Consider the following 20,855-nt stretch of genomic DNA (forward strand, 5'->3'; position numbering starts at 1 on the left):
CTGGTGAGATCACTGTTCCGGTGCCGGAGGGTGCGAAGCCGGGTGACAAGATCACTGTTCCGGTGGATGTGACCTACCCGGACGGTACGAAGGACACTGTGGATGTCACTGTCACCGTCGATGAGCCGGATGCTCCGGCTCCGGCGGCGCAGAACGATGAGTTCGAGCCTGAGTATGGGGACGGCAACGGTAAGCCGGGCGAGGATGTGACGGTTCCGGCTCCGACGTTCAAGGACAAGGACGGCAAGGAGACCAAGGCGCCTGAGGGCACGAAGTTCACCCCGGGTGAGGGTGCTCCGGAGGGTGTGAAGGTTGACAAGACCACTGGTGAGATCACTGTTCCGGTGCCGGAGGGTGCGAAGCCGGGTGACAAGATCACTGTTCCGGTGGATGTGACCTACCCGGACGGTACGAAGGACACTGTGGATGTCACTGTCACCGTCGAGAAGCCGGATGCCACCCAGGCCGAGACTTTCGACCCGAATTACGAGGAGCTCACCCAGGTAACGATCGACGGCAACAAGGCAACCAACAACCCGTTCGGTGAGGCTGATGCGCCGCTGAAGAACATCGATTCCAAGGCATCGGACGGCTCCCAGGATTGGGAGTTCGAGATGCAGGAGAACGGTGTCATCGTGGCCACCGCACCGACGACGGCTGAGGTTGGTGAGGCTGTCGGCGAACAGCTGCCCACCATTGACAAGAGCTGGGAGAAGTTCGTTGAGACCTTCACCCCGTACGCTCGCCCGACCGTGACGGTGGACTTCACCTACGAGGATGACTCGAAGGACGAAGGCGTCGACGCAAACTTCGACCTGCTGGGCAAGGACGGCAAGTCCCTGCTGGATCCGGACGGTGACTTCGATGACGACGGCTACACCAACAAGGAGGAGATCGAGAAGGGCACCAACCCCGCCGACGAGAACTCCAAGCCCTCTGAGGGTGACGGTGTCAAGGACACCACTCCGCCGACGGTGAACCCGATCAAGCCGGGTGATAAGACCGTCTCTGGTACGGGTGATCGTCCGAACGAGGACATCGTTGTTGAGCTGCCGGGTGGTCAGAAGGTTGAGACCACGACCGATGAGGACGGCAAGTGGAACATTGATGTCCCGGCCGATGTTGAGCTGAAGCCAGGCGACAAGGTCATCGTCTCCGACGGCGCCGGTAACGAGACCAACGCTCAGGTTGGTATCGACACCGGCAAGTGTGTCGCTACCTCCCTCGGCTTCGGTCTGCCCCTGCTCGCGCTGATCCCGCTGGGTCTGGCTACCCAGATGGAGATTCCGGGGCTGTCCAACGTTGTGGCTGATGCGAACGCTCAGCTGCAGGCTGCGAACACCCGCATCCAGCAGCAGCTGGGTCTGTTCAACCCGGAGATCGCCGCGCAGGTTGATGCTGCGAACAAGCAGCTGGCGCAGTTCGGTGCGGACCTTGGCACCGTCGCCGCTGGCATCGCGCTGATCGCCGCGGGCATCCTGGCTGGCACCATGATCTACGACAACTGCTCCCCGAATGGTGGCGGCAGCTCTGTGAAGGATCTGGAGCTGAAGGGTTCTTCCGGTAAGACCTACGCTGGTTCTTCGAAGAAGGAGGACAAGGCTGGCGAGAAGGCTGCTGACAAGAAGTAGTAGTTTCGCGTAGCCCGGCTAAGTAGCCCCTGTTCTCCCTTTATGGGAGGGCAGGGGCTACTGCTTTATGTGACGCCTGGTACCGATGTCGACGGCCCGATCACCGTCACCGTCACCGACCCGAACCTGCCCAACGGTGCAGTCGAGGCCGAGGTGCCGGTGGACGGCCACTCCAAGAACGCGGACGACAACGGCTCCCACGCCGCGTCCGTGACCACCCCGGATGTGCCCGCTGACGGCAACGCCCACGTTGTCGGCCGCGTGGACAACCCGGACAAGGACGGCGGCTACACCGGCAAGCTCGTGGACCGCTCCGGCAAGGAGATCGAGGGCGGCGTCGTTGAGATCGACCCGGAGACCGGCGAGATCAAGGTGACTGTGCCGGCCGGCACCGACCCGTGCGAGGCCTTCGTGGCCGTGCGCGACAAGGACGGCAAGCGCGTCACCGACAAGGACGGCTACGACCTGCGCGTCAACATCGTCGCCCCGAACTACGGCGACGTGACCGCCGTGAAGCCGGGCGAGCAGGGCACGTCCAAGGATCCGTTCGCGGGCCAGGACCTCACCACTGAGGTCACCGGCGCCGAGGTCGCAGGCTCCGAGGGCGCGGACAACTGGAGCTTTACTATCGACGGCACCTCCGGCGTGATCACCGGCCAGGCTCCGACGAACGAGCAGCTCCAGGACTCCTTCACCGAGAAGTTCCCGACCGGCAAGACCACCTGGGACGACTTTGTGAAGCAGTTCGACGGCATCGCCAACCCGTCCGCGACCGGCACCATCACGCTCGACGGCGTGAAGGACCCGCTGACCGGTGAGGCGAAGTTTGAGCTGGTGGGCCAGGACGGCCGCTCCGTCCTGGACCCGAACGGCGACTTCGACGGCGACGGCGTGTCCAACCGCGACGAGATCGAGGGCGAGTCCAACCCGCTCGACTCGGACTCGACCCCGTCCGAGGGCCAGGGTGCACCGGAGAAGCCGGCGCCGGAGCCGGAGAAGTCGGCCAAGCCGGGCCTGACCGACGACGAGCGCAAGCGCTGCATCGCCACCTCCGTCGGCTTCGGTCTGCCGCTGCTGGCGCTGATCCCGATCGGCCTGGCCACCCAGACCGCCATCCCGGGCCTGAGCCCTGTGGCGGAGCAGTACTCCGAGCAGATCCGCCTGGCTAACGCCCGGATCCAGCAGGAGCTGGGCGTGTTCAATCCGGAGATTGCGCTGCAGGTCGAGGTGATTAATAAGCAGCTGCGCCAGTTCGGCCTGGACGTGGCAACCGTGGGCGCAGGCCTCGCACTGATCGCCGCCGGCATCCTCACCGGCACGGTCATCTACGACAACTGCACCCCCGGCGGCATTGGCAGCTCCGTGCAGGACCTCGAGCTGAAGGGCTCCACCGGCAAGACCTACGCCGGTTCTTCCGAGAAGAAGTAACCGAGTAGGGCCCGGTCCCTAGCCGAGCCGAGCGCCCCCGCTTCCCGCACTGGGAGGCGGGGGCGCTTCGCCGTTGGGGTGCGCCGCAGTTCCTCGCCCCGATCCGTGTGATCACTTTTAATGATCGATCATTATTTGTGAAGTATGCTGCTCAATATGGATATGAGGCATCGTATTAACGAAGCTTTAGAGCGTCAGAGACTGCCGTTGAGTATTTCCAAGCTGAGAACCTTCCCCTGTGAAGGTGGCCAGTGTGGACATGCGCTCGTCGCGGTTGATACGGAAGGTGGTTCGTCGACCTTTGAATTGCCCGTATTTGTGATGACGGGCGGATTTAGTCCACGGCAGCAGCCTCGCCTGGAGCGAGACGGGTTTATGGTGCTTGCGGAGAAGATCCAGCCGTCCGTTGCAGAACGCCTAAGGCGTTCGGGAACTGCTTTCGCCGATGTCCGAGGGAATTGTTTTTTTCGGGAAGGGCAGGTGGTGATCGATGTTCGTGGGCGCACTGAAATGCCGGACCGAAAGAAGACAGCAAACCGGTCCACACGTGCGGTAAATCTGTTTGCACCCAAGCGTGCGCAGGTGGCCGCGCTCATATTGTCCTATCCGGAAGTGTTGTCGATGTCGGTGCGGGATATTGCAAAGGCATCCGGAGTCTCTTTCGGAACCACTGTCAACGCTTTGAATCTCTTTGCGGAAACTGGGTACTTGGTCGCACGCGGTTCCGAGCTTGCCCTCGCCGGTCATCGGTTCGACGCTTTTGCAGAGTCGTGGGCTGACGCATTCCCGGCCGGGTTAGGAAAGAATATCGAGATCTACCGCGGGTTCGGCGATATTCATCGTTTGAAGGAAGAGTTTGGTGGTGTCTGGGTAAGCGGCGAGGCGGCGGTGCCGGAACTGGTTCGCGGCGGAGAATCAGTGCAGCTGTACCTCGAAGACCCGGATGACGCTGCACGAATCATACGTGCATGCAGGATCCGTTCTTCCCCGGAAGGCACTATTACGCTACGACAGGCATTCTGGGATCTTGATGTAGTCCAGCAGCAAGCGTTAGTAGTGGCGCAAGAATCCGCTAGTTTAGGTGGGCGGCCTCAGGTCCCGCTTGCGCTGCTGTATGCGGATCTGTGGACAGCGGGGGATCCGCGTTTGGCTGAAATTGCTCAGGAGATTCGGCAGTGCATGAACGATCGGGGGAACTGGTGACGAAGTTTGAAGACGCCGAGTTGTGCGTCTTGTTTGAAGAACTGAACGAACATGTCGATTTAGAAGCCGTGATGCTCATTGGTGCTAAATGTCGTGACATACACCAGCTGAGGTACCGCGACACTTTGCCGGCGAGAACTACCGAGGATGTGGATCTCGCTCTCGCCGAAGATGGATGGAAGCCGTTTGAAACATTGCGGGAACTCTTTCCGTTTAAGTCGAATGCCTGGCAGAAGCTCACCATTGGTTCTCTTCCAGTTGACGTTGTTCCTTTTGGGGCGGTGGAACGGCCGCCAGGGACGGTTGCTGCGGGGGACGGTATGGAGATGAACGTTTCCGGTTTCCAAGAAGCTTTTGACGCTCGGGAGTTCTTTTCTCTTTCCAACGGTATGAAGATTGGTATTCCGACCGTGCCAGGGTTTGCTGCGTTGAAGCTTCACGCCTGGTTGGACAGGCATTCAGGTGGGGTCTTCAAAGATGTGACTGACCTAGCTTTAGTGCTTGCTTGGTATGAAGCTGAGGATGAATTTCTCTGGGACAATTTCGACGAGGTAGAAGATGAAGATCTAATCGGCGAAACGGACCGAATGGCGGCAGCTGTACTGGGGCGCAAGGTCCGGCAGCTGCTCGGTCCATCCGCTGCGGCGTTTTTGGCAGATCGGTTTGAGGAAGAGACGAATAGCGAGCTGGATAGATTCGCAGAAAACTTGACGGTGCAGGGCGAGCGCCCCCTCCCGTTCCGCCGGCGTCGACAGCAGGTGTCTGACCTTGTGGGAGCGTTGACGCCGGCTCAGGACTAGAGGGGTATTTACCCAGCTCACGCGTTTGCGTACCAGCCTGCATCCATAACTGTGGGATAATTCGTTCCCATGACTGTTCCGCACTCTGCAGAGCACCCCACCGACCACTCCGCCGACGACACGGGCGCTATCCCCACCGTCCCCGCTGCACCCGCTGCCAGCGAGGAACCGGCGGAGATGCCGCGCCGCGCGCTGATCTTGGGCGAGTCCGCGATGGCGCTGGACCTAGAGCAGGCCTACAAGCGCATGGGCTTTGACACCCGCATCGGCGCCGCGAGTATTGCGGAGGCGTTTTACCCGGGCATCATCGTCACCTCCGGCGACGCTGAGGACACGATCGAGACGGTTCAGGAGGTCTCGGAGCGCGTCGGTGCTGTGGTGGCGCCGTCGGTGGAGGCGTGCCGCCACACCGCGGACCGCATGGCGGTGCGCAAGCAGGCCAACGAGGAGCTGGGCCTCCCCGTCCTGGATTACGAGTTCGCCGCGACTCCGCAGGAGATGCACGACGCGGTGGAGCGCATCGGCTACCCGTGCGTGGTCAAGGCGCCGACCAGCAAGGACGGCGAGGGGTTCAGCTTCGTGCACAGCGACGCGGACCTCGCGGACGCGTGGCGCGCCGCCGATCGGGGCCTGGGGCAGGGCGCGGTGGTGGAGCGCTTCATCGACTTCGATTTCGAGGTCACCATTCTTGCGGCCCGCTCGATTGACCCGAGCACGGGCGAGTTGGCCACGTGGTTCTGCGAGCCGATTGGCACCCGCCACAGGGAAGGCCGGCTCGTCGAAAGTTGGCAGCCCGCGCCGCTGCCTGAGGCGGCGATGGATAACGCCCGCTCGATCGCGGCGCGCATCACCGGCGCGCTGGCCAGCTGCGGCATCTTCTCGGTGGAGATGTTCGTCTCGGGCGACGACGTGTACTTCTCCCAGGTCACACCGCGCCCGAGCCGCGACGGCCTGGTCACATTTGTTACCCAGCGCATCAACCAGTTCGACCTGCAGGCACACGCCACGCAGCGGCTGCCCATTGATTCGACGCTGATCAGCCCGGGCGCGGTGCGCTTCTTGGAGGGCCACCCGTCGCAGGCCGCGCTCGCCGCGGCCATGGCGGTCGAAGAGGTGACGGTGCGAATGCTTGGCGACGGCACCCTGGTCCTCGCCACGGCCGATTCCGCGGCGGAGGCCCGCCAGCGCACCGATGAGGCCGTCCGGGAGATCTACAACGTCGATGGCAAACCCGGCGAGAATTAGATCACACCATTCAGTTCGTCTTGGCGGGGGTCGCACCGGTAAACTGTTGCATGTTTGCCCACGACGAAAGGTGAAGCCATGTCTCAACGCCAATCATTGCTGGTAACCCTCGCAAACCGCACTTTCGACGGACTGGATCTGCAGCAGCTTGCCAGCCGTTTGGAGCTGCCCCTGGTGCGACTTTCGGGTGACAGCGTGGCAGAAATCTTCAACTCCGAGCAGATCACCGAAGAGCCGGCCCTGTACGCGGGCACCGGCGACTACAACTTCGATGCTCAGCTCGCCGCAGCCCTCGGCGCCCCGGTGCTGCTCGCCGCAGGCGACGAAACGGCGGCTAAGCTCGCGCAGGCGCGCATTGGGGAGTTGGGGGCGACCGTGGCGTCGACAAGCAATGGCGATTTTGACAACGTCGAGGTCGTCGGCGCCCGCCAGGTGATGAGCCCCGTGGTGTTCGAGCGCCAGCTGGTCGAGCAGGCCAAGGCTAACCGCAAGCACGTGGTGCTGCCGGAGGGCGAGGACGACCGCATCCTGCAGGCCGCCGACCAGCTGCTCAAGCAGGGCGTGGCCGAGCTGACCATCCTCGGCGACGTGGACGACATGAACCGCCGCGCCGCCGACTTGGGCCTGGACCTGTCCGGCGCGCACCTGGTCAACCACCTCGAATCTGATCTGGCCGAGGAGTTCGCCGCCGACTTCGCGGAGCTGCGCAAGAAGAAGGGCGTGACCATCGAAGAGGCGCGCGAGACCATGAAGGACGTCTCCTACTTCGGCACCATGATGGTGCACAAGGGGCTTGCCGACGGCATGGTTTCCGGCGCCGCGCACACCACCGCGCACACGATTAAGCCGTCGTTCCAGATCATCAAGACCGCCCCGGGCGCGTCCGTGGTGTCCTCGGTCTTCCTCATGGTCATGCAGGACCGCCTCTGGGCGTTCGGCGACTGCGCGGTGAACCCGAACCCGACCGCCGAGCAGATCGGCGAGATCGCCGCCGTGTCCGCCAAGACGGCCGCGCAGTTCGGCATCGACCCGAAGGTGGCCATCCTGTCCTACTCCACCGGCACCTCCGGCTCCGGCCCGGACGTGGACCGCGCGGTGGAGGCGACAGCGAAGGCCAAGGAGCTCGCTCCGGATGTCGCCATTGACGGCCCGCTGCAGTTCGACGCCGCCTGCGACCCGGGCGTTGGCGCGAAGAAGGCCCCGGATTCCCCGGTCGCCGGCCAGGCCAACGTGTTCATCTTCCCCGACCTGGAGGCGGGCAACGCGGGCTACAAGATCGCCCAGCGCACCGGCGGCGCGCTCGCTGTCGGCCCGGTGCTGCAGGGCCTGAACAAGCCGGTCAACGACCTGTCCCGCGGCGCGACCGTGCCGGACATCGTCAACACCGTGGCCATCACTGCGATCCAGGCGGGGGCGAAGTAAATGTCCTACGTACTCGTTATTAACTCCGGTTCCTCTTCGATCAAGTTCCAGATCGTCGACCCGACCTCCAACGCCTCCGACGACCCGTTCGTCTCCGGCCTGGTCGAGCAGATCGGCGAGCCGCAGGGCCGCATCACCATCAAGTACGACGGCCAGAAGTTCGTCGTGCAAAAGGCCGTGCCCACCCATGCTGACGGACTGCAGGAAACCTTCAAGCTTCTCGACGCCAAAGGCATCGGCCCGACGCAACTCGACATCGTCGCCGCAGGCCACCGCGTCGTGCACGGCGGCATGGTCTTCTCCGAGCCGGAGCTGATCCTGGACCCGGTGGTGGACATGATCCGCGACCTGATCCCGCTGGCGCCGCTGCACAACCCGGCCAACATCGACGGCATCGAGGTCGCCCGCGCCCTGCTGCCGGACATCCCGCACGTGGCGGTGTTCGACACCGGCTTCTTCCGCGACTTGCCCCCGGCCGCCGCCCTGTACGCGATCAACGCCGAGGTGGCGGAGCAGAACCTGATCCGCCGCTACGGCTTCCACGGCACCTCCCACGAGTTCGTCTCCTCCCAAGTGCCGGAGCTGATCGGCCGCGACCCGAACCACACCCGCCAGATCGTGCTGCACCTGGGCAACGGCGCCTCCGCGTCCGCGGTTGCCAACGGGCATCCGATTGACACCTCGATGGGCCTGACCCCGCTCGCCGGCCTGGCCATGGGCACCCGCTCGGGCGACATCGACCCCGGCATCATCTTCCACTTGGTGCGCCAGGGCGGCATGTCCATCGACGAGATTGACAACCTGCTCAACCGCCAGTCCGGTGTAAAGGGCCTGTCTGGCGTCAACGACTTCCGCGAGCTGCGCGCAATGATCGAGGAAGAAAACGAAAACGCCTGGCTGGCATACATGGTCTACCTGAACCAGCTGCGCCGCTTCATCGGTTCCTACATGATCGCCCTGGGCCGCGTGGACGCCATCACGTTCACCGCCGGCGTTGGCGAGAACGACCAGCACGTGCGCATGGACGCCTTGGACAACCTGAAGATGTACGGCATCGAAGTCGACCTGGAGAAAAACGCGCTGCCCAACGACGGCCCGCGCATCATCTCCACCGACGACTCCACAGTGAAGGTCCTGGTCGTGCCCACCAACGAGGAGCTGGCCATCGCGCAGAAGGCCGCCGCCGTCGCCGCCCGCGTGGGGTAGTGCGGCTTTTCAGCCCCGGCACCGGTTCGCGAGTTCTGGTGCCGGGGCTTTCTGCTGCGCTTTTATCTGATCGTCTAGCAGGTCGTGCGGTGCTGCTAGACGATCAGCCCCATACTGAAATTCAATGCCATCAACACCTGGGGAAATGCGTGGCGGGGTGCCGGATCGTATAGCAGGACGAGGCGGCTACTAGACGATCTGCGACTGGTGGGCTGGTCTGTTTTCGCGTCGACCGCGCCTTCGTAAAAAATATGACGATTGCCAGCCCTGTGATGGATTGCACAAAGTTCTCTTGAACTCGGGCGTAGCAGGGTAGAGGTCTGCGTTGACCTCGGGCGGGGCGTCTTGCAACTCCCGAAAGCATAATTGTGTTGTTTTCATGGGATTGCGCGCTATAGATTTACAGAAGCAGAAAACCGTATTGTTGGCTGTTGATTGAGTCGGCGGTAGATAAAAAGATTCAGAAAAGGGGTCTTGCAATGACTGGAAAGCATGACCGCGCGATTGTGCGTCGGCGCGGGACGTCGGTAGCCGCGTGCGCGCTCGGCCTGTCGCTTGTGGTGACTGGTGTCCAGCCGGTTGCAGCCCCGCAGACCGCTTCGCAGGCGGCGGCGGCAGACAACACTTTTGCCTCGGTGGGCTACCCGAAGCAGACACTGCGAATCGGTGAGTCGGTAGTTGTAGAACCGAAGCTCAACCTGACGGCTCGGCGCCTCCAGCGCCAGGACAGGATTAGTAGCTTTCAGATCGCCTCCGACCTAAGCTCTGGGTGGTCGGCTGAGGTGGACGAGACCACGGGCGTCGTCACTGTTTCCGCCCTGGCGGGTGCCGGCGACGATGCTCCGGAATCCACCATCTTCTTCATCCGAACCACGTTTGCGGACGGCACCTCCTTGGTTTCCACCGTGGAACTGAGTTTGGCTACGGATCCACAATTTGATCCGGTCCAGGACAAAGCGTTTCTGGTCGGTAAAGACATCCCCCCGGTTCACATTCGGGCGATCAAGGTTCCATTTAATGGAACGTTGACCGCGCAACTGGACACCCTGCCACCTGGGCTCTGGCTTGATACCTCCCGTGCAGTTGGCCGTTACCATCACGTCTATCTCAAGGGATCGCCTACGACGGCAGGGCGATACGAGGTTCGCGCAATCGTCGCGGACAAGTCGAGTGGTCAACCACTTGTGGGCTCCGACGGTAATCCCGTGGAGAAGGTATTCACGGTCACCGTCTACGATCTTGCGAACCTGCCTGCTGCCGAGGCAGCCGAGCTGGCCACAGCTCCTGAGGGGGCAGTGGAGGCTGGGAAGCCGGTCAAGATTCCGGTTTCGTCCGGAGACGGCGACACGGTGATTGTTTCTGGTCTTCCCGAAGGCGTCGAGTACGACTCCAAGAAAAAAGAAATCACAGGTACACCTACGGCGCCCGGTGACTACGAGGCCGTAGTCAATGTCATCACGGCTGACAGTCGCGTGCTTGAGGACACGGTCAACATCCATGTGGCGCCATCGCGCTCAACGGAGCCGACGTCTGCGACCCCGACTTCGGAGGAGCCGACTTCGGCGACTCCAACTTCTGGGCAGCCATCGACCCCGACTTCGGGCCAGCCGACTTCGGCGACCCCGACCTCTGGGCAGCTGACGACTCAGCCGGCGCCGACGTCGACGACAGAAAAGGTGAGCACCGCTAGGCCGACCTCAGGCCAGCCGACGTCTGGTCAGGCCACGCCGGAGCCGACGACGAAGCCGTCCACGCCGGGTTCTTCTGAGCCGAGTACCTCGGAGCCGACGTCTGCGACCCCGACTTCGGAGGAGCCGACCCCCACTGCGAAGCCGACGACCCCGACTTCGGGCCGGCCGACTTCGGCGCCCCCGACCTCTGGGCAGCTGACGACTCAGCCGGCGCCGACGTCGACGACCGAAAAGGTGAGCACCGCTAGGCCGACCTCAGGCCAGCCGACGTCTGGTCAGACCACGTCCGCGCCGGAGCCGACGACAAAACCGTCCACGCCGGGTTCTTCCGAGCCGACCTCGACGACCCCGACGTCTGGTTGGGTGCCCACGCAGCCGGAGCCGACGTCAACTACTGCGCAGCCAACGTCCGCTCAGCCGACTTCGGGCCGAACGACTACAGCGCAGCCGACCTCGGGCCAGACCACGTCCGCGCCGGAGCCGTCTGCCCCGGCTACCTCTGAGCCGACCGCAGCGACGCCGACCTCTGGGCAGCTGACGACTCAGCCGCAGCCGACAACCACCAAACCGACATCGGCGCGACCCACCACGTCCGCACCGCAACCGACGACCAGTGCGCAGCCGGCCCCGTCGGTCGACGACTTCGCCTGGGACAAGCTGACCGTGCAGGCGGGCACCACCAAGGTGACCGTGCCTTCCCGCAAGCCGTCCGAAACCGTCAACGTGCGCGTCGACGGCGATGCGCCGGAGTGGCTGTCCGTGGCGTCGGATGGTCAGGTGTTGGCCGAGCCGGGCCGCGACGTCAAGCCGGGCGAGTACACGGTCGACGTGGTTTCCGGAGCGGGGGAGCGCGACATCATCACGGTCAACGTCACCGCTCCGGTGAGCGACGCCGACCGCATCAGCGGCGTGAAGTACAAGGACTCCTACGTCCAGGCGGGAAAGACGAACTCCAGCCGCCAGCCGATCGCCACCATTGACCGCGACGGCATCGAGTACAAGGGTCAGCCGCTTCCGGCCGGCACGAAGTTCTCCACCAAGAGCGCCGAGGGAACCGTTGACCCGGACACTGGCGTCGTCACGGTGAAGGCGCCGCTGCGCACCCCGGCGGGCGACACCATCGAGATCCCCGTCAACTTCACCTACCCGGACGGCACCAAGGGCAAGGCAGATGCAGTTTTCCACGTCGACGCCGGCGCGCAGAACGAGACGTACAAGCCCGCCTACCAGGAAGGTCTCGGCGCGCAGCCGGGTAAGACCGTCGTGGTGCCGCTTCTCGACGGCACGTTCCCCGTCAACGAGGACAACGAGAACATCGGCCAGTACGCGCTGGCCCCGGTGTACGACGAGAACGGCAAGCAGCTCGGCGCGGACAAGGCCTACAAGGGCTGGGACGTCAGCATCGACCCGGATACCGGCGCGGTGTACGCCACCGCCCCGGACGAGAACCCGGAGCAGATTACTGTCCCGGTGACGGTGCTGTACTCCGACGGCACGGTCTCGGACAAGGACAACGAGCCCACCGTTTTCGCCCGCATCGCGGCGCTTAAGGGGCAGTCGCTGGCGGACTCCACCGAGGCCGCGGGCTACGGCAAGCCGTTCTTCGACGCGGACGGCAACATCCGCATGTTCCCCACGGGCTCGATGCCCCCGGGCGCGACCTTCGAGCAGACCGGCCTGACGGCGCTGCCGGTGGAGGTTGATCCGGAAACGGGCGCGATCACCGTGAAGGTGTCGGAGGATGCTCCGGTTGGCGCGAACTTTGACATCCCATTGAAGCTGACGCTTCCGGACGGCTCCGTGCAGGAGATCACGGTGCCGGTGTCCACCAAGTCGGAGGCCGCCAACCAGGTCGTGTCCTGGAGCCCGGTCAAGGTCACCGAGACTGGCACCCCGGTCACGGTGGCACCGAGCCAGGCCCCGGCGGGCACGACCTACGCGCTGGCCGCGTCCTTCGACGCGCAGGGCTGGCAGGTGTCCGTGGACCCGAAGACGGGCGAGATCACGGTCGCCCGCAACGGCGACGAGGACGACCCGCAGGCGGCGCTGATTCCGGTTGTGGTGACGTTCGCGGACGGTTCGCAGCGCGTCGTCGAGGTGCCGGCAACGACCGTGCGCGGCACCGCGGCGGTGGCGAATGTGGAGTACCCGCGTGTGGTCATCAACGCTGGCCAGACCGCAATTTTGCGGCCGAGCGCCGCGGGGGCGTCGTTCTCCCTGGTCAAGCCGATCCCGGGGCTGCGCACGCAGATCGATCCGGTGACGGGCGAGCTCACCGTCGTCAGCTACGACGGCACCGTCCCGGGCCCGCGCGACATTCCGGTCCAGGTCACGTTCGAGGATTCCTCGAGCACGATCACCTCGGCGCGGGTTGAGGTCCGCACCAAGTCCGGCATGAGCACGCTCGCCGAGAGCACATTGCTTGACGACGTCTCCGCTGTCGGCCGCCCCGACTTCACCACACGAGTCACGCTGCCGGTGCCCAAGAAGGCCGCGGACTATCCGTTCAGCTTGGGCGAGTTCGACGCGGAGGGCTGGGAGGTCTCGTTGGACCGTGCCCGCGGCGTGCTCGAGTTCCGCGTCCCGGCCGACGCCGCCGGCCAGGTCAAGCAGATCCCGGTGAACGTGCGCTTCGCCGACGGCTCCACGGGCCAGTTCAATGTGACGGTGGAAGTGGATGGCGTTGCGGCCGGAGGGTCGTCGCAAAGCAATGGCTCCTCGAAGCCCTCGCCGTGGGTGTGGGCGCTGGCGGTGCTCGGTTTGTTGGGTACAGCTGGCAAGGTTCTGTACGATAATTGCGATAAATTTCAACACTTTTTAGAGCAGTGGGTGTAGGGACACATGATGCACACAGGTAAAAGAGCAATCGCGGCTGTTGTCGCGCTAGGCCTCACCGCCGGCGTCACGCTGCCGGTCCAGGCCGATGCGGCCGTGGATCTGTCCAAGAGCTACCAGGTCGGCGTCACCACCGGCGCCGCCGAGGGCTTCCAGAACGTGGACGTGAACAAGGGCCGAGTGTCCTGGCTGATGTACAACAGCCTCACCTACGGCCTGATGCCCACCGCTTTCTACTTGGACGCCTACGCGGACGGCCAGAAGGTCGAGTTCGCGGGCGAGAAGACCAAGGTGGAGCCCGCCTCCAACAGTGAGGGCGACGTGGTCACCCTCACCCACACCGACCCGAACCTCGGCGTGGAGCTCGTGCGCACCTTCACCGTCACCCCCGCAAACGTGGACGTGCGGGTGGAACTGAAAAGCGACAGCAAGCGGGACCTGAAGCTGGTGCTCACGGACGGGCTGATGTCCTACGACTACCCGTTCAGCTCCGAGGAAGCGGGCCCGAACGAGTACACCATCGACGTGGGCAGCCGCTACAAGCTGCACACCAAGTTCGAGGGCGCCGACACCACCGACACCGGCGAAAGCCAGCAGGCCGCAGAAGCCGGCAGGAACGACGGCGACCGCTACTACGCGGGCGTGTGGCAGCGCCACGGCAATAGGCTCAGCGCACGCATGACCATCGCCGGCGACGCCAACGAAGCGCTGAAGGACTCCGACGGCGACGGCCTCCCCGACGACTGGGAGATCAACGGCTACACCGACGCGGACGGCAACGAGTTCCCACTGCACCGCTGGGGTGCAGACCCGAACAAGCCGGACCTGTTCCTGCAGCTGAACTGGATGCAGTCCGAGTGGGAGACCAAGGGCTGCTCCGAGAAGCGCGAATACGCGGCAACGGAGAAGGACTTCGGCGAGTTCCTGGAGTGCGCCGACGCGAACGTGAACGTCTACCGCCCGTCGCGCAAGATCCTCAACGACCTGGTGGACCTGTTCGACCGCCGCGGCTACAACTTGCACATCGACGCCGGCGACTACTACAGCAACATCCCGGGCATCACGCCGCAGGGCGGCGACACGATCCCGTACGCGCCGATCTACTTCAAGGACGGCAACGGCCGCGCAGAGGTGCCCGGTGTGCGCCTGGTCAAGGACCGCAAGAACCTGCTCGGGGCACGCCAGTCCGTCTTCCGCGTGGGCATCATCGGCGACCAGCAGGAGGCGGGCAACCTGTCCTCCGGCAACGGCCTGATCTCCGACGGCGCCTTCTACGTGGCAAAGAACTACCTGATGACGTCCCAGGAGCAGATGCGTAACACCATCCTCCACGAGTTCGGCCACAACCTGGGCCTGACCCACTCCGGCGCGTCCGCCGTGAAGAAGCCGAACAGCGCCTACGTGCCCAAGTACAAGTCCGTGATGAACTACCTGTACCAGTTCAGGTACTTCGACTACTCGGACACGAACTCCACCTCCAACGACAACACCGTCATCCCGGAGTCCTGCTACGACGGCACCGCGAAGTGCTTCACCGGCGCCTACGACATCGCGGCCGACTGGGACAACCTGGACATCGTCAACGGCGAGATTGCCAAGGCCACCGGCTCCACCGGCGTGTCCGGGGACCCGTCGGAATCCGGCCACAGCCACCCGCAGGTTGACGAGCTCGTGCTCATGGCAGCGGAGGAAAACAACGGCAAGGCCGGCATCCGCGTGCTTGGCGAGCGCGAGGGCGTGAAGAACGTCATCATCGCCAACCGCTCCGACTCCAAGGTGTACCTGGAGCTGTCCAACCTGGGCATCGACCTGCACGAGTTCACCCTCCAGGTGGACTACCCGGGCGGCAAGTTCCGCAAGACCTACCCGGTGGAAGGCGTACTCAAGGAGCACGGCAAGTACAACGTCGAGGTGCCGATTGCCAACACCGCCGGCTACAAGGATTCCTCCATGCCGGTGAAGTTCCGCGTCTTCAACGCCGACGGCCGCTTGGTCGCCGAGGAGACCAACGAGTTCTCCGTGCTCAACTACACCACCGAGCAGATGGATCAGCTGGTCCAGGAGCTGGAGAAGAACAACTCCAAGCACCTCCAGGCCGCGCGCGACACCGTGGGCAAAAAGGACCCGGCGAAGCCGACCCTGGCCAAACCGGCACCGGTGCCCACCAAGAACAACCAGCCTGTGCGGACTGGCAATCGACGCCCGGCCGTGACCGAGCTCAACGGCGCAACCCAGCCTGCGCCGAAGCCGAAGCCGGGCACCAACCCGACGCAGAACCCGAGCCGGAACGATCCGGCCCCGAACAACCAGGCCAGCGAGACCGGCAAGGGCGGCAAGGAGTCCGGCGGCAGCACCGGCGCGATCGTGGGCATCATCATCGCGATCCTGGCGGTTGTCGGCCTCGGCGGCGCCGCAGCCGCGATGGGCGGCTTCATCTAAGCACCCCCGCCGAAACGGCCGCCGTAATCCTGACAGATTACGGCGGCCGTTTGCGATGACCAGGGACGATAGGGCCCGCCTGACAGATTCCGCCGCGATGTGTCGGCGGGCCGCCGCCCCGCTCGGTCCCCGCCGCCCAAACCCCTAGAACCAGGTGGCGGGGCGGACCTTGTTGGCCAGGTCCACCAGCGCGTACCGGTGCTTCGGGTACGGCGCCACCCGGGCCTGGTCCCGCAGCGTCTGCGCCAGGCCGCGGCGCAGGCCCCGGATGGTGAAGGGGTACTCGAACAGCGCAACGTTGGTGGAGGCCTGGTGGGCGCGCAGGTACGTCAGGCCGGCCTCGATGACGGCGACCTTGATCTGCAAGAAGCGTGGCTCGGTGGAGGGGATCTGCTCGAGGCGGCGGGCGGCGAGCCGGATGTGGTCTTCGGTGGCGCCCTCGGCAACCAGGCACAAAATGGCGGTCAGCTGCGCCATCCGGTAGTGGCGTGACGCGTTGGGCACCTTGTCCAGGGCCTTGATGGCCAGGTCCACTTCGCCTTCGCACATGAGCATGCGGGCCAGGCCGAACGCGGAGGAGACGGTGGTGGGGTTGGTCATCCACACCAGAGCGTAGAGGCGGGTGGCGTGGAAGCGCAGGCCTTCGGGGGCGGTCACGGTCAGCGACCACGTGTTATCTGTGGCCCCGTCGGCGGCCATGCGCTCGAACACGGAGCGCGGCACGTCGCGGAGGTGTTGGGTGAGGCCGGCAGCGGCGGGCGAGAGCTCGTCGTGAAGCAGCGCACTCGATTGGTACCCGCCCTCCTGGAGGATGAGCTCGCTAACTGCGGCGAGCGCCAGTTTGGGGGCGGCCTCGCCGGGCAGCTGGTTGAGCACCTGCGAAAACGAACCCTTCGCGGAGGCGAAGTCGCCCAGGAGCGTCTCCACGACGCCCGCGTACCAGGAGTAGCGCCAGTTGTCGCCGAAGCGCTCGGACAGCGAGCGCAGCCAGGCGCGCGCCTGGGTGGTCAGGCCCAGGTCGATCATGGTGCGCACGACGCCGAAGGGGATTTCGATGGAGTGCTCGTACTGCGGGGTGGTCATGGCCTGGCGCAGCGTCTCCAGCGTTTCGCGCGGTTCGGCATACGAGGAGCCCTGGAGCATCGCGGCGCCGACATCGTCGCGGTTGACCAGCGGCGACGGCAGCGCGGCGACGACCTCTTGCGGGGTGATGTCCACGCTGCGGGCGATGCCGTCGATGAGCTGGTCGGTGCGGAACACCAGGTGTTTGGTGCCGAACGTCGTACGCTGAGGGGAGAACAGGGAGTGCTGCGCGGGGTAGGTGCGCCCGTCGCGCACGGCGACGATCTCGCGCAGCACGCCGAGCATCTGCGCCTCCAGCTCGGTGAGGCTGGTGAAGCGCTGCGCGGGGTCCTCGTTGCAGCAGCGCGCGAGCAGCCGGTACAGGGAGGTGTACTGGCGGAACAGCGGTTCGTCGGCGGGGGAGGGGATGCCTAGGTCGTACACGCCGTCGGTTTGCGGCAGGTCCACCACCAGCGACGCCAAGGTGCGGCCCACGGTGTACACGTCGGAGGCGACGGACGGCCCTTCGGTGGCCACCTCCGGCGCCTGGAACCCCTTCGTGCCGTAGATGAACCCGAAGGCGCCGATGCCGGAGACCGCGCCCATGTCAATCAGCTTGACTTGGTCTTCGGTGACGATGATGTTGTCGGGCTTCAGGTCGTTGTACACCACTCCGCGCGAGTGCAGGTAGTCCAGCGCCGGCAGGACTTCGAGCATGTAGGCGATGGCGATGTCGGGTTGGAGCACTTTGCTTGTCGACGCATTCCGCCATGCCCGTAAACTCGGCCCGCCCACGTACTCCATGACGGTGAACCCGCCGGGCACGCGCGGGTCGTCGATGAAGTTGTAGATCTGCACGATGCCGGGATGGGTCATCTCCGCCAGGAACTCGCGCTCGGCAGCGGCGGCGGCCGCCTCGTCCGGGTTGTCCGTGGAGTGCAGGCCCTTGAGCACCACCACGCGGCCCGCCACGTGGTGGTCCTGTGCCAGGTAGATCCAGCCCATGCCACCGTGGGCGATGACGCCCATGATCTCGTACTGGCTGGCCACCACGTCGCCGGGGTGCAGCACCGGCGGGGCGATGCCCTTTTTCACCACGGCCGGCTCCGGGTCGATCAGCGCTTCCTTCGGCTCGGTGGGCTCCACCCAGGGCAGCTCCACCATGCCGTCGGCGACCACGCGGGTGGCGCGGCGGGTGCCGCGGCGCTCGCGGAACGTGTCCAGGGCGAGCCGGCGCGAGCGCTGCGAGGGGTCCTCGCGGTTGCCGCCCTTGCGCAGCTTGTCCAAGTCTTTGAGCAGGCCGGCCATCTCGCCCATGGCGGAGTAGTCCGTCTCGCCGTCGGAGTCCCAGCCGTCCTCGTCATCGTCGTCGGCGAAGGGGTCGAACGCGACGGCCTCGGTGCCCGGCTCGGCGTCGTCCTCATCCGCGAACGGGTCGAATGGGACCGCCTCGGTGCGCTGCTCCAGCGGGTCCTGCGAATCCTGCTCAGTGCTCACTGCTCCTCCTTCCGGTACATCAGCGGCGGCGGGGAGGACTCCGCGATGGAGCCCCCGAGCCAGGTGGAGTAGAGCTCGTACCACGTGCCGTCGTTACGCATCCGCTCCAGCGTCGAATTGACCTGCCGCACCAGGTCCGTCTGGCCCTTCGGGATGCCCACGCCGTAGTACTGCGTCGCCAGCGTGCCCGGCAGGATCGTCGCGTACGGGTCCTGCGCGGACAGGCCCGCCAGGATGGAATCGTCCGCCACGATCGCGTCCGCCTGGAACTGCTGAGTGGCCATCAAGCAGTCGGACCAGGAGCGGGTGCGCAAAATATTCGAGTGCGGGGTGAACGTGCGCGCGATCTGGGTCAGGTTCGTGCCGTCGACGATGCACACCGTTTTGCCGCCCAGCTGGTTGATGTCGTCCACTCCCCGGTCCCGCGGCACCAGAACCTGCACGCCAGAGGTCAGATACGGGGTGGAAAAATCGATCGACTTCGCGCGCTCCGGCGTGATGGACATGGTGCGGATGACGATGTCCACCTCGCCGTTGTTCAGCGCCTCGGCGCGCGAAGCCGAGTCCACAAACCGCAGGTCCAGGCGGTTGATCCCGGTGTGCTCCTCGTCGAAAATGTCTTCTGCGATCGCCCGGGCGAGGTCCACCTCCAGCCCGCGCAGCTCGCCGCTGGCGGTGTCGCGGAACGCCAGCAGGTAGAGGGACTGGTCGATGCCCACCACCAGCCGGCCGCGCCGCTTGATCCGGTCCAGGTTCGGGGTGGCGTCCTCGGCGTTGCGCGGATTGAGCGAGCCCTCCCAGTCCAGCTTCGCCGGCACGTACGGCTCCGCCGGCACCCCTTGCACGTCCTCGAGGGCCGCGCCGGGCGGCAGCGGCAAGAGCTCGCGCGTGGTGGAGGTTTCGTGCTCTGGGGCGATGGTGGCGCGCACCGGGGTCGGCTCCTCCGAGCACCCCGAAAGCCCCAGCGCCAGCACCGCCGCGCACGCGGTCCATGTCCTTCTCACAGGTACTCACCCAGCCTTCTGCGGATGCCCAGCCACGTGCAGACCACGGCTATAACGGACAGCAGCGCCACCCACGCGGAGACCTGCCGCGTCGCGTCCAGCGAGGCGTCGATGTAGGCCTGCGTGCCCTCCCTCGACGACGCGATGAGCTTGGACAGCGTCGCGTCCAGCTCCCTGAACGGCGCCTCGCCCGCCCCGCCGCCGGAGGCCAACAGCGCCGCCGCCTGCTCGTAGCTGCCCGTGTTCAGCGCGCCGACGAGTTCGTTGTGCTCGTAGGCCCAGGTGCGCAGGGCGTCGCGTGCGTCGTCGATAAGCTGCTGCTCCCCGCCGTACTCCTCTGCCGTTGCGAGCGCCGCGCTTACCGACGCATACGTGCCGTCGAACGCCCGCGACGAGTGCACCACGGACTGGCGGCGCAGCAGCGCGAACGTCTCGTCCGTGCGCGTCTCCAGCGCGTCGAAGCGGGCGGCGGTGAGCTCCTCCCAGGGCTTCGCAGCCCGCTCGTACTCCACCGAACCGTTGCGCCAGGACTGGTAGTTGGACACGCCCGCCCAGCTCAGCGCCACCACCACCGCGAGGGTGCCAGCGAGGAAACCCTTGTTCAGGCGGCGGCGGAACACCCGCCACAGCCACCACTGGGCGAGCACGAGGAACCCGAGTGCCGCCGCCAGACCGGACAGCGGCACCCACTGCGGCTCGGATAAGCGTCGCATTTCCTTGGCCACGTCCTCGCGGGTCAGAGCGTTGATCTCGGAGGCCGCCACCAGCATGCGGGTGCGCATGATGCTGGACGCCTCGGACATGTACGCCACGCCCACCGGGTTGCCCATGCGCTGGTTCACGCGTGCTCGCTCGTTCAGGCCGGCGTAGACCGGCAGGTCCCGCTGGATGTCGCTGACCAGCTGCTCGATGCGCTCGCTGGTGGCGGTGTTGGCCTCCACCGCGCCCTTGTAAATCTCGCCGGCGGAGCTGACTGCCGTGTCCAGTGCTGCGGAGTAGGCCTGCACGTCCTCGTGCGACAGCGGCCCGGGCTGGACAAACCCGCCCGCCGCGATGGTGTCCGCGCGCAGCAGCGAGGTGGAAAGCAGGTGCGCCGCCGCGCTCATCGGCTCCGTGGCCTCGCGCACCGTGTCCAGCGCCTGGTTGCGGTTGGACATGGACTGGCTCATGGAAAGCCCCGCCGCCAGCAGCATGGCGGTCAGCAGCACCATCACCACGATGAGCTTGCCGGGGGTGGTCCGCGCGAACGCGTGGCCGCGCCGGCCCATGCGAACGGGACCGGCCAGCGGGCCGTGGAGGACGCCGTGCAGGCGCGGGTGCGCCGGGCGCGCTTCAAGCTCGTCGAGCCACGCGTCGTCGCTCGGCCTGCTTTGCGTCACCATTCCGCAATGA

The 20,855-nt window shown here is 65.3% G+C and carries 12 protein-coding genes; 9 read left to right on the top strand and 3 right to left on the bottom strand.

The window, feature by feature from the left end; translation table 11 throughout:
- The 9 genes from MHY23_RS02580 to MHY23_RS02620 form a co-directional block, all read left to right on the top strand.
- A partial coding sequence (locus MHY23_RS02580) for a YPDG domain-containing protein (protein ID WP_239306297.1) occupies nucleotides 1–1,631 on the top strand: 1,631 nt, incomplete at its 5' end.
- A gap of 69 nt (nucleotides 1,632–1,700) precedes the next feature.
- Nucleotides 1,701–3,059 (top strand): hypothetical protein, encoded by a 1,359-nt coding sequence (locus MHY23_RS02585; protein WP_239306298.1) that lies wholly within the window; start codon nucleotides 1,701–1,703, stop codon nucleotides 3,057–3,059.
- A gap of 144 nt (nucleotides 3,060–3,203) precedes the next feature.
- Nucleotides 3,204–4,262: a type IV toxin-antitoxin system AbiEi family antitoxin gene (locus MHY23_RS02590; RefSeq protein WP_239306299.1), complete on the top strand. Its 1,059-nt coding sequence runs from the start codon at nucleotides 3,204–3,206 to the stop codon at nucleotides 4,260–4,262.
- On the top strand, nucleotides 4,259–5,062 hold the full coding sequence (locus tag MHY23_RS02595) for a nucleotidyl transferase AbiEii/AbiGii toxin family protein (protein ID WP_239306300.1): 804 nt from the start codon (nucleotides 4,259–4,261) through the stop codon (nucleotides 5,060–5,062). The genes MHY23_RS02590 and MHY23_RS02595 overlap by 4 nt, the downstream gene beginning before the upstream one ends.
- Before the next feature lie 69 nt (nucleotides 5,063–5,131).
- The gene (locus MHY23_RS02600) at nucleotides 5,132–6,307 is read left to right on the top strand and encodes an ATP-grasp domain-containing protein (protein WP_239306301.1); all 1,176 of its coding nucleotides are present in this window, start codon (nucleotides 5,132–5,134) and stop codon (nucleotides 6,305–6,307) included.
- 78 nt (nucleotides 6,308–6,385) lie between these two features.
- Entirely contained in the window at nucleotides 6,386–7,729 is a 1,344-nt protein-coding gene (pta, locus tag MHY23_RS02605) for a phosphate acetyltransferase (protein ID WP_239306302.1), read from the top strand.
- Nucleotides 7,730–8,935 (top strand): acetate kinase, encoded by a 1,206-nt coding sequence (locus tag MHY23_RS02610; RefSeq protein ID WP_239306303.1) that lies wholly within the window; start codon nucleotides 7,730–7,732, stop codon nucleotides 8,933–8,935.
- Nucleotides 8,936–9,414: 479 nt separating this feature from the next.
- A complete protein-coding gene (locus tag MHY23_RS02615; RefSeq protein ID WP_239306304.1) occupies nucleotides 9,415–13,461 on the top strand; it encodes a YPDG domain-containing protein in 4,047 nt (1,348 codons plus the stop codon).
- Nucleotides 13,462–13,467: 6 nt separating this feature from the next.
- Nucleotides 13,468–15,900 carry a hypothetical protein gene (locus MHY23_RS02620; protein WP_239306305.1) on the top strand — a complete coding sequence of 811 codons (2,433 nt, stop codon included), beginning with the start codon at nucleotides 13,468–13,470 and terminating at the stop codon, nucleotides 15,898–15,900.
- A 144-nt stretch (nucleotides 15,901–16,044) separates the two neighbouring features.
- On the opposite strand, the gene MHY23_RS02625 is transcribed toward MHY23_RS02620, so the two are convergent.
- The 3 genes from MHY23_RS02625 to MHY23_RS02635 are packed head-to-tail and all read right to left on the bottom strand — an operon-like array spanning nucleotide 16,045 to nucleotide 20,845.
- Nucleotides 16,045–18,459 carry a serine/threonine protein kinase gene (locus MHY23_RS02625; protein WP_239306306.1) on the bottom strand — a complete coding sequence of 805 codons (2,415 nt, stop codon included), beginning with the start codon at nucleotides 18,457–18,459 and terminating at the stop codon, nucleotides 16,045–16,047.
- A complete protein-coding gene (locus MHY23_RS02630) occupies nucleotides 18,456–19,463 on the bottom strand; it encodes a glutamate ABC transporter substrate-binding protein (RefSeq protein ID WP_239306307.1) in 1,008 nt (335 codons plus the stop codon). The genes MHY23_RS02625 and MHY23_RS02630 overlap by 4 nt, the downstream gene beginning before the upstream one ends.
- Nucleotides 19,460–20,845 carry a hypothetical protein gene (locus MHY23_RS02635; protein WP_239306308.1) on the bottom strand — a complete coding sequence of 462 codons (1,386 nt, stop codon included), beginning with the start codon at nucleotides 20,843–20,845 and terminating at the stop codon, nucleotides 19,460–19,462. The genes MHY23_RS02630 and MHY23_RS02635 overlap by 4 nt, the downstream gene beginning before the upstream one ends.
- Between the last annotated feature and the right edge of the window lie 10 nt (nucleotides 20,846–20,855).

The organism is Corynebacterium sp. ACRQP (genome assembly GCF_022345915.1).
Taxonomy (GTDB): Bacteria; Actinomycetota; Actinomycetes; order Mycobacteriales; family Mycobacteriaceae; genus Corynebacterium; species Corynebacterium lehmanniae.

Bases quoted from the DNA above. Each gene is read 5' to 3' on its own strand.
- MHY23_RS02635 (WP_239306308.1), bottom strand. From the start codon at position 20,845: ATGGTGACGCAAAGCAGGCCGAGCGACGACGCGTGGCTCGACGAGCTT.
- MHY23_RS02590 (WP_239306299.1), top strand. From the start codon at position 3,204: ATGCTGCTCAATATGGATATGAGGCATCGTATTAACGAAGCTTTAGAG.
- pta (WP_239306302.1), top strand. From the start codon at position 6,386: ATGTCTCAACGCCAATCATTGCTGGTAACCCTCGCAAACCGCACTTTC.
- MHY23_RS02610 (WP_239306303.1), top strand. From the start codon at position 7,730: ATGTCCTACGTACTCGTTATTAACTCCGGTTCCTCTTCGATCAAGTTC.
- MHY23_RS02620 (WP_239306305.1), top strand. From the start codon at position 13,468: ATGATGCACACAGGTAAAAGAGCAATCGCGGCTGTTGTCGCGCTAGGC.
- MHY23_RS02600 (WP_239306301.1), top strand. From the start codon at position 5,132: ATGACTGTTCCGCACTCTGCAGAGCACCCCACCGACCACTCCGCCGAC.
- MHY23_RS02615 (WP_239306304.1), top strand. From the start codon at position 9,415: ATGACTGGAAAGCATGACCGCGCGATTGTGCGTCGGCGCGGGACGTCG.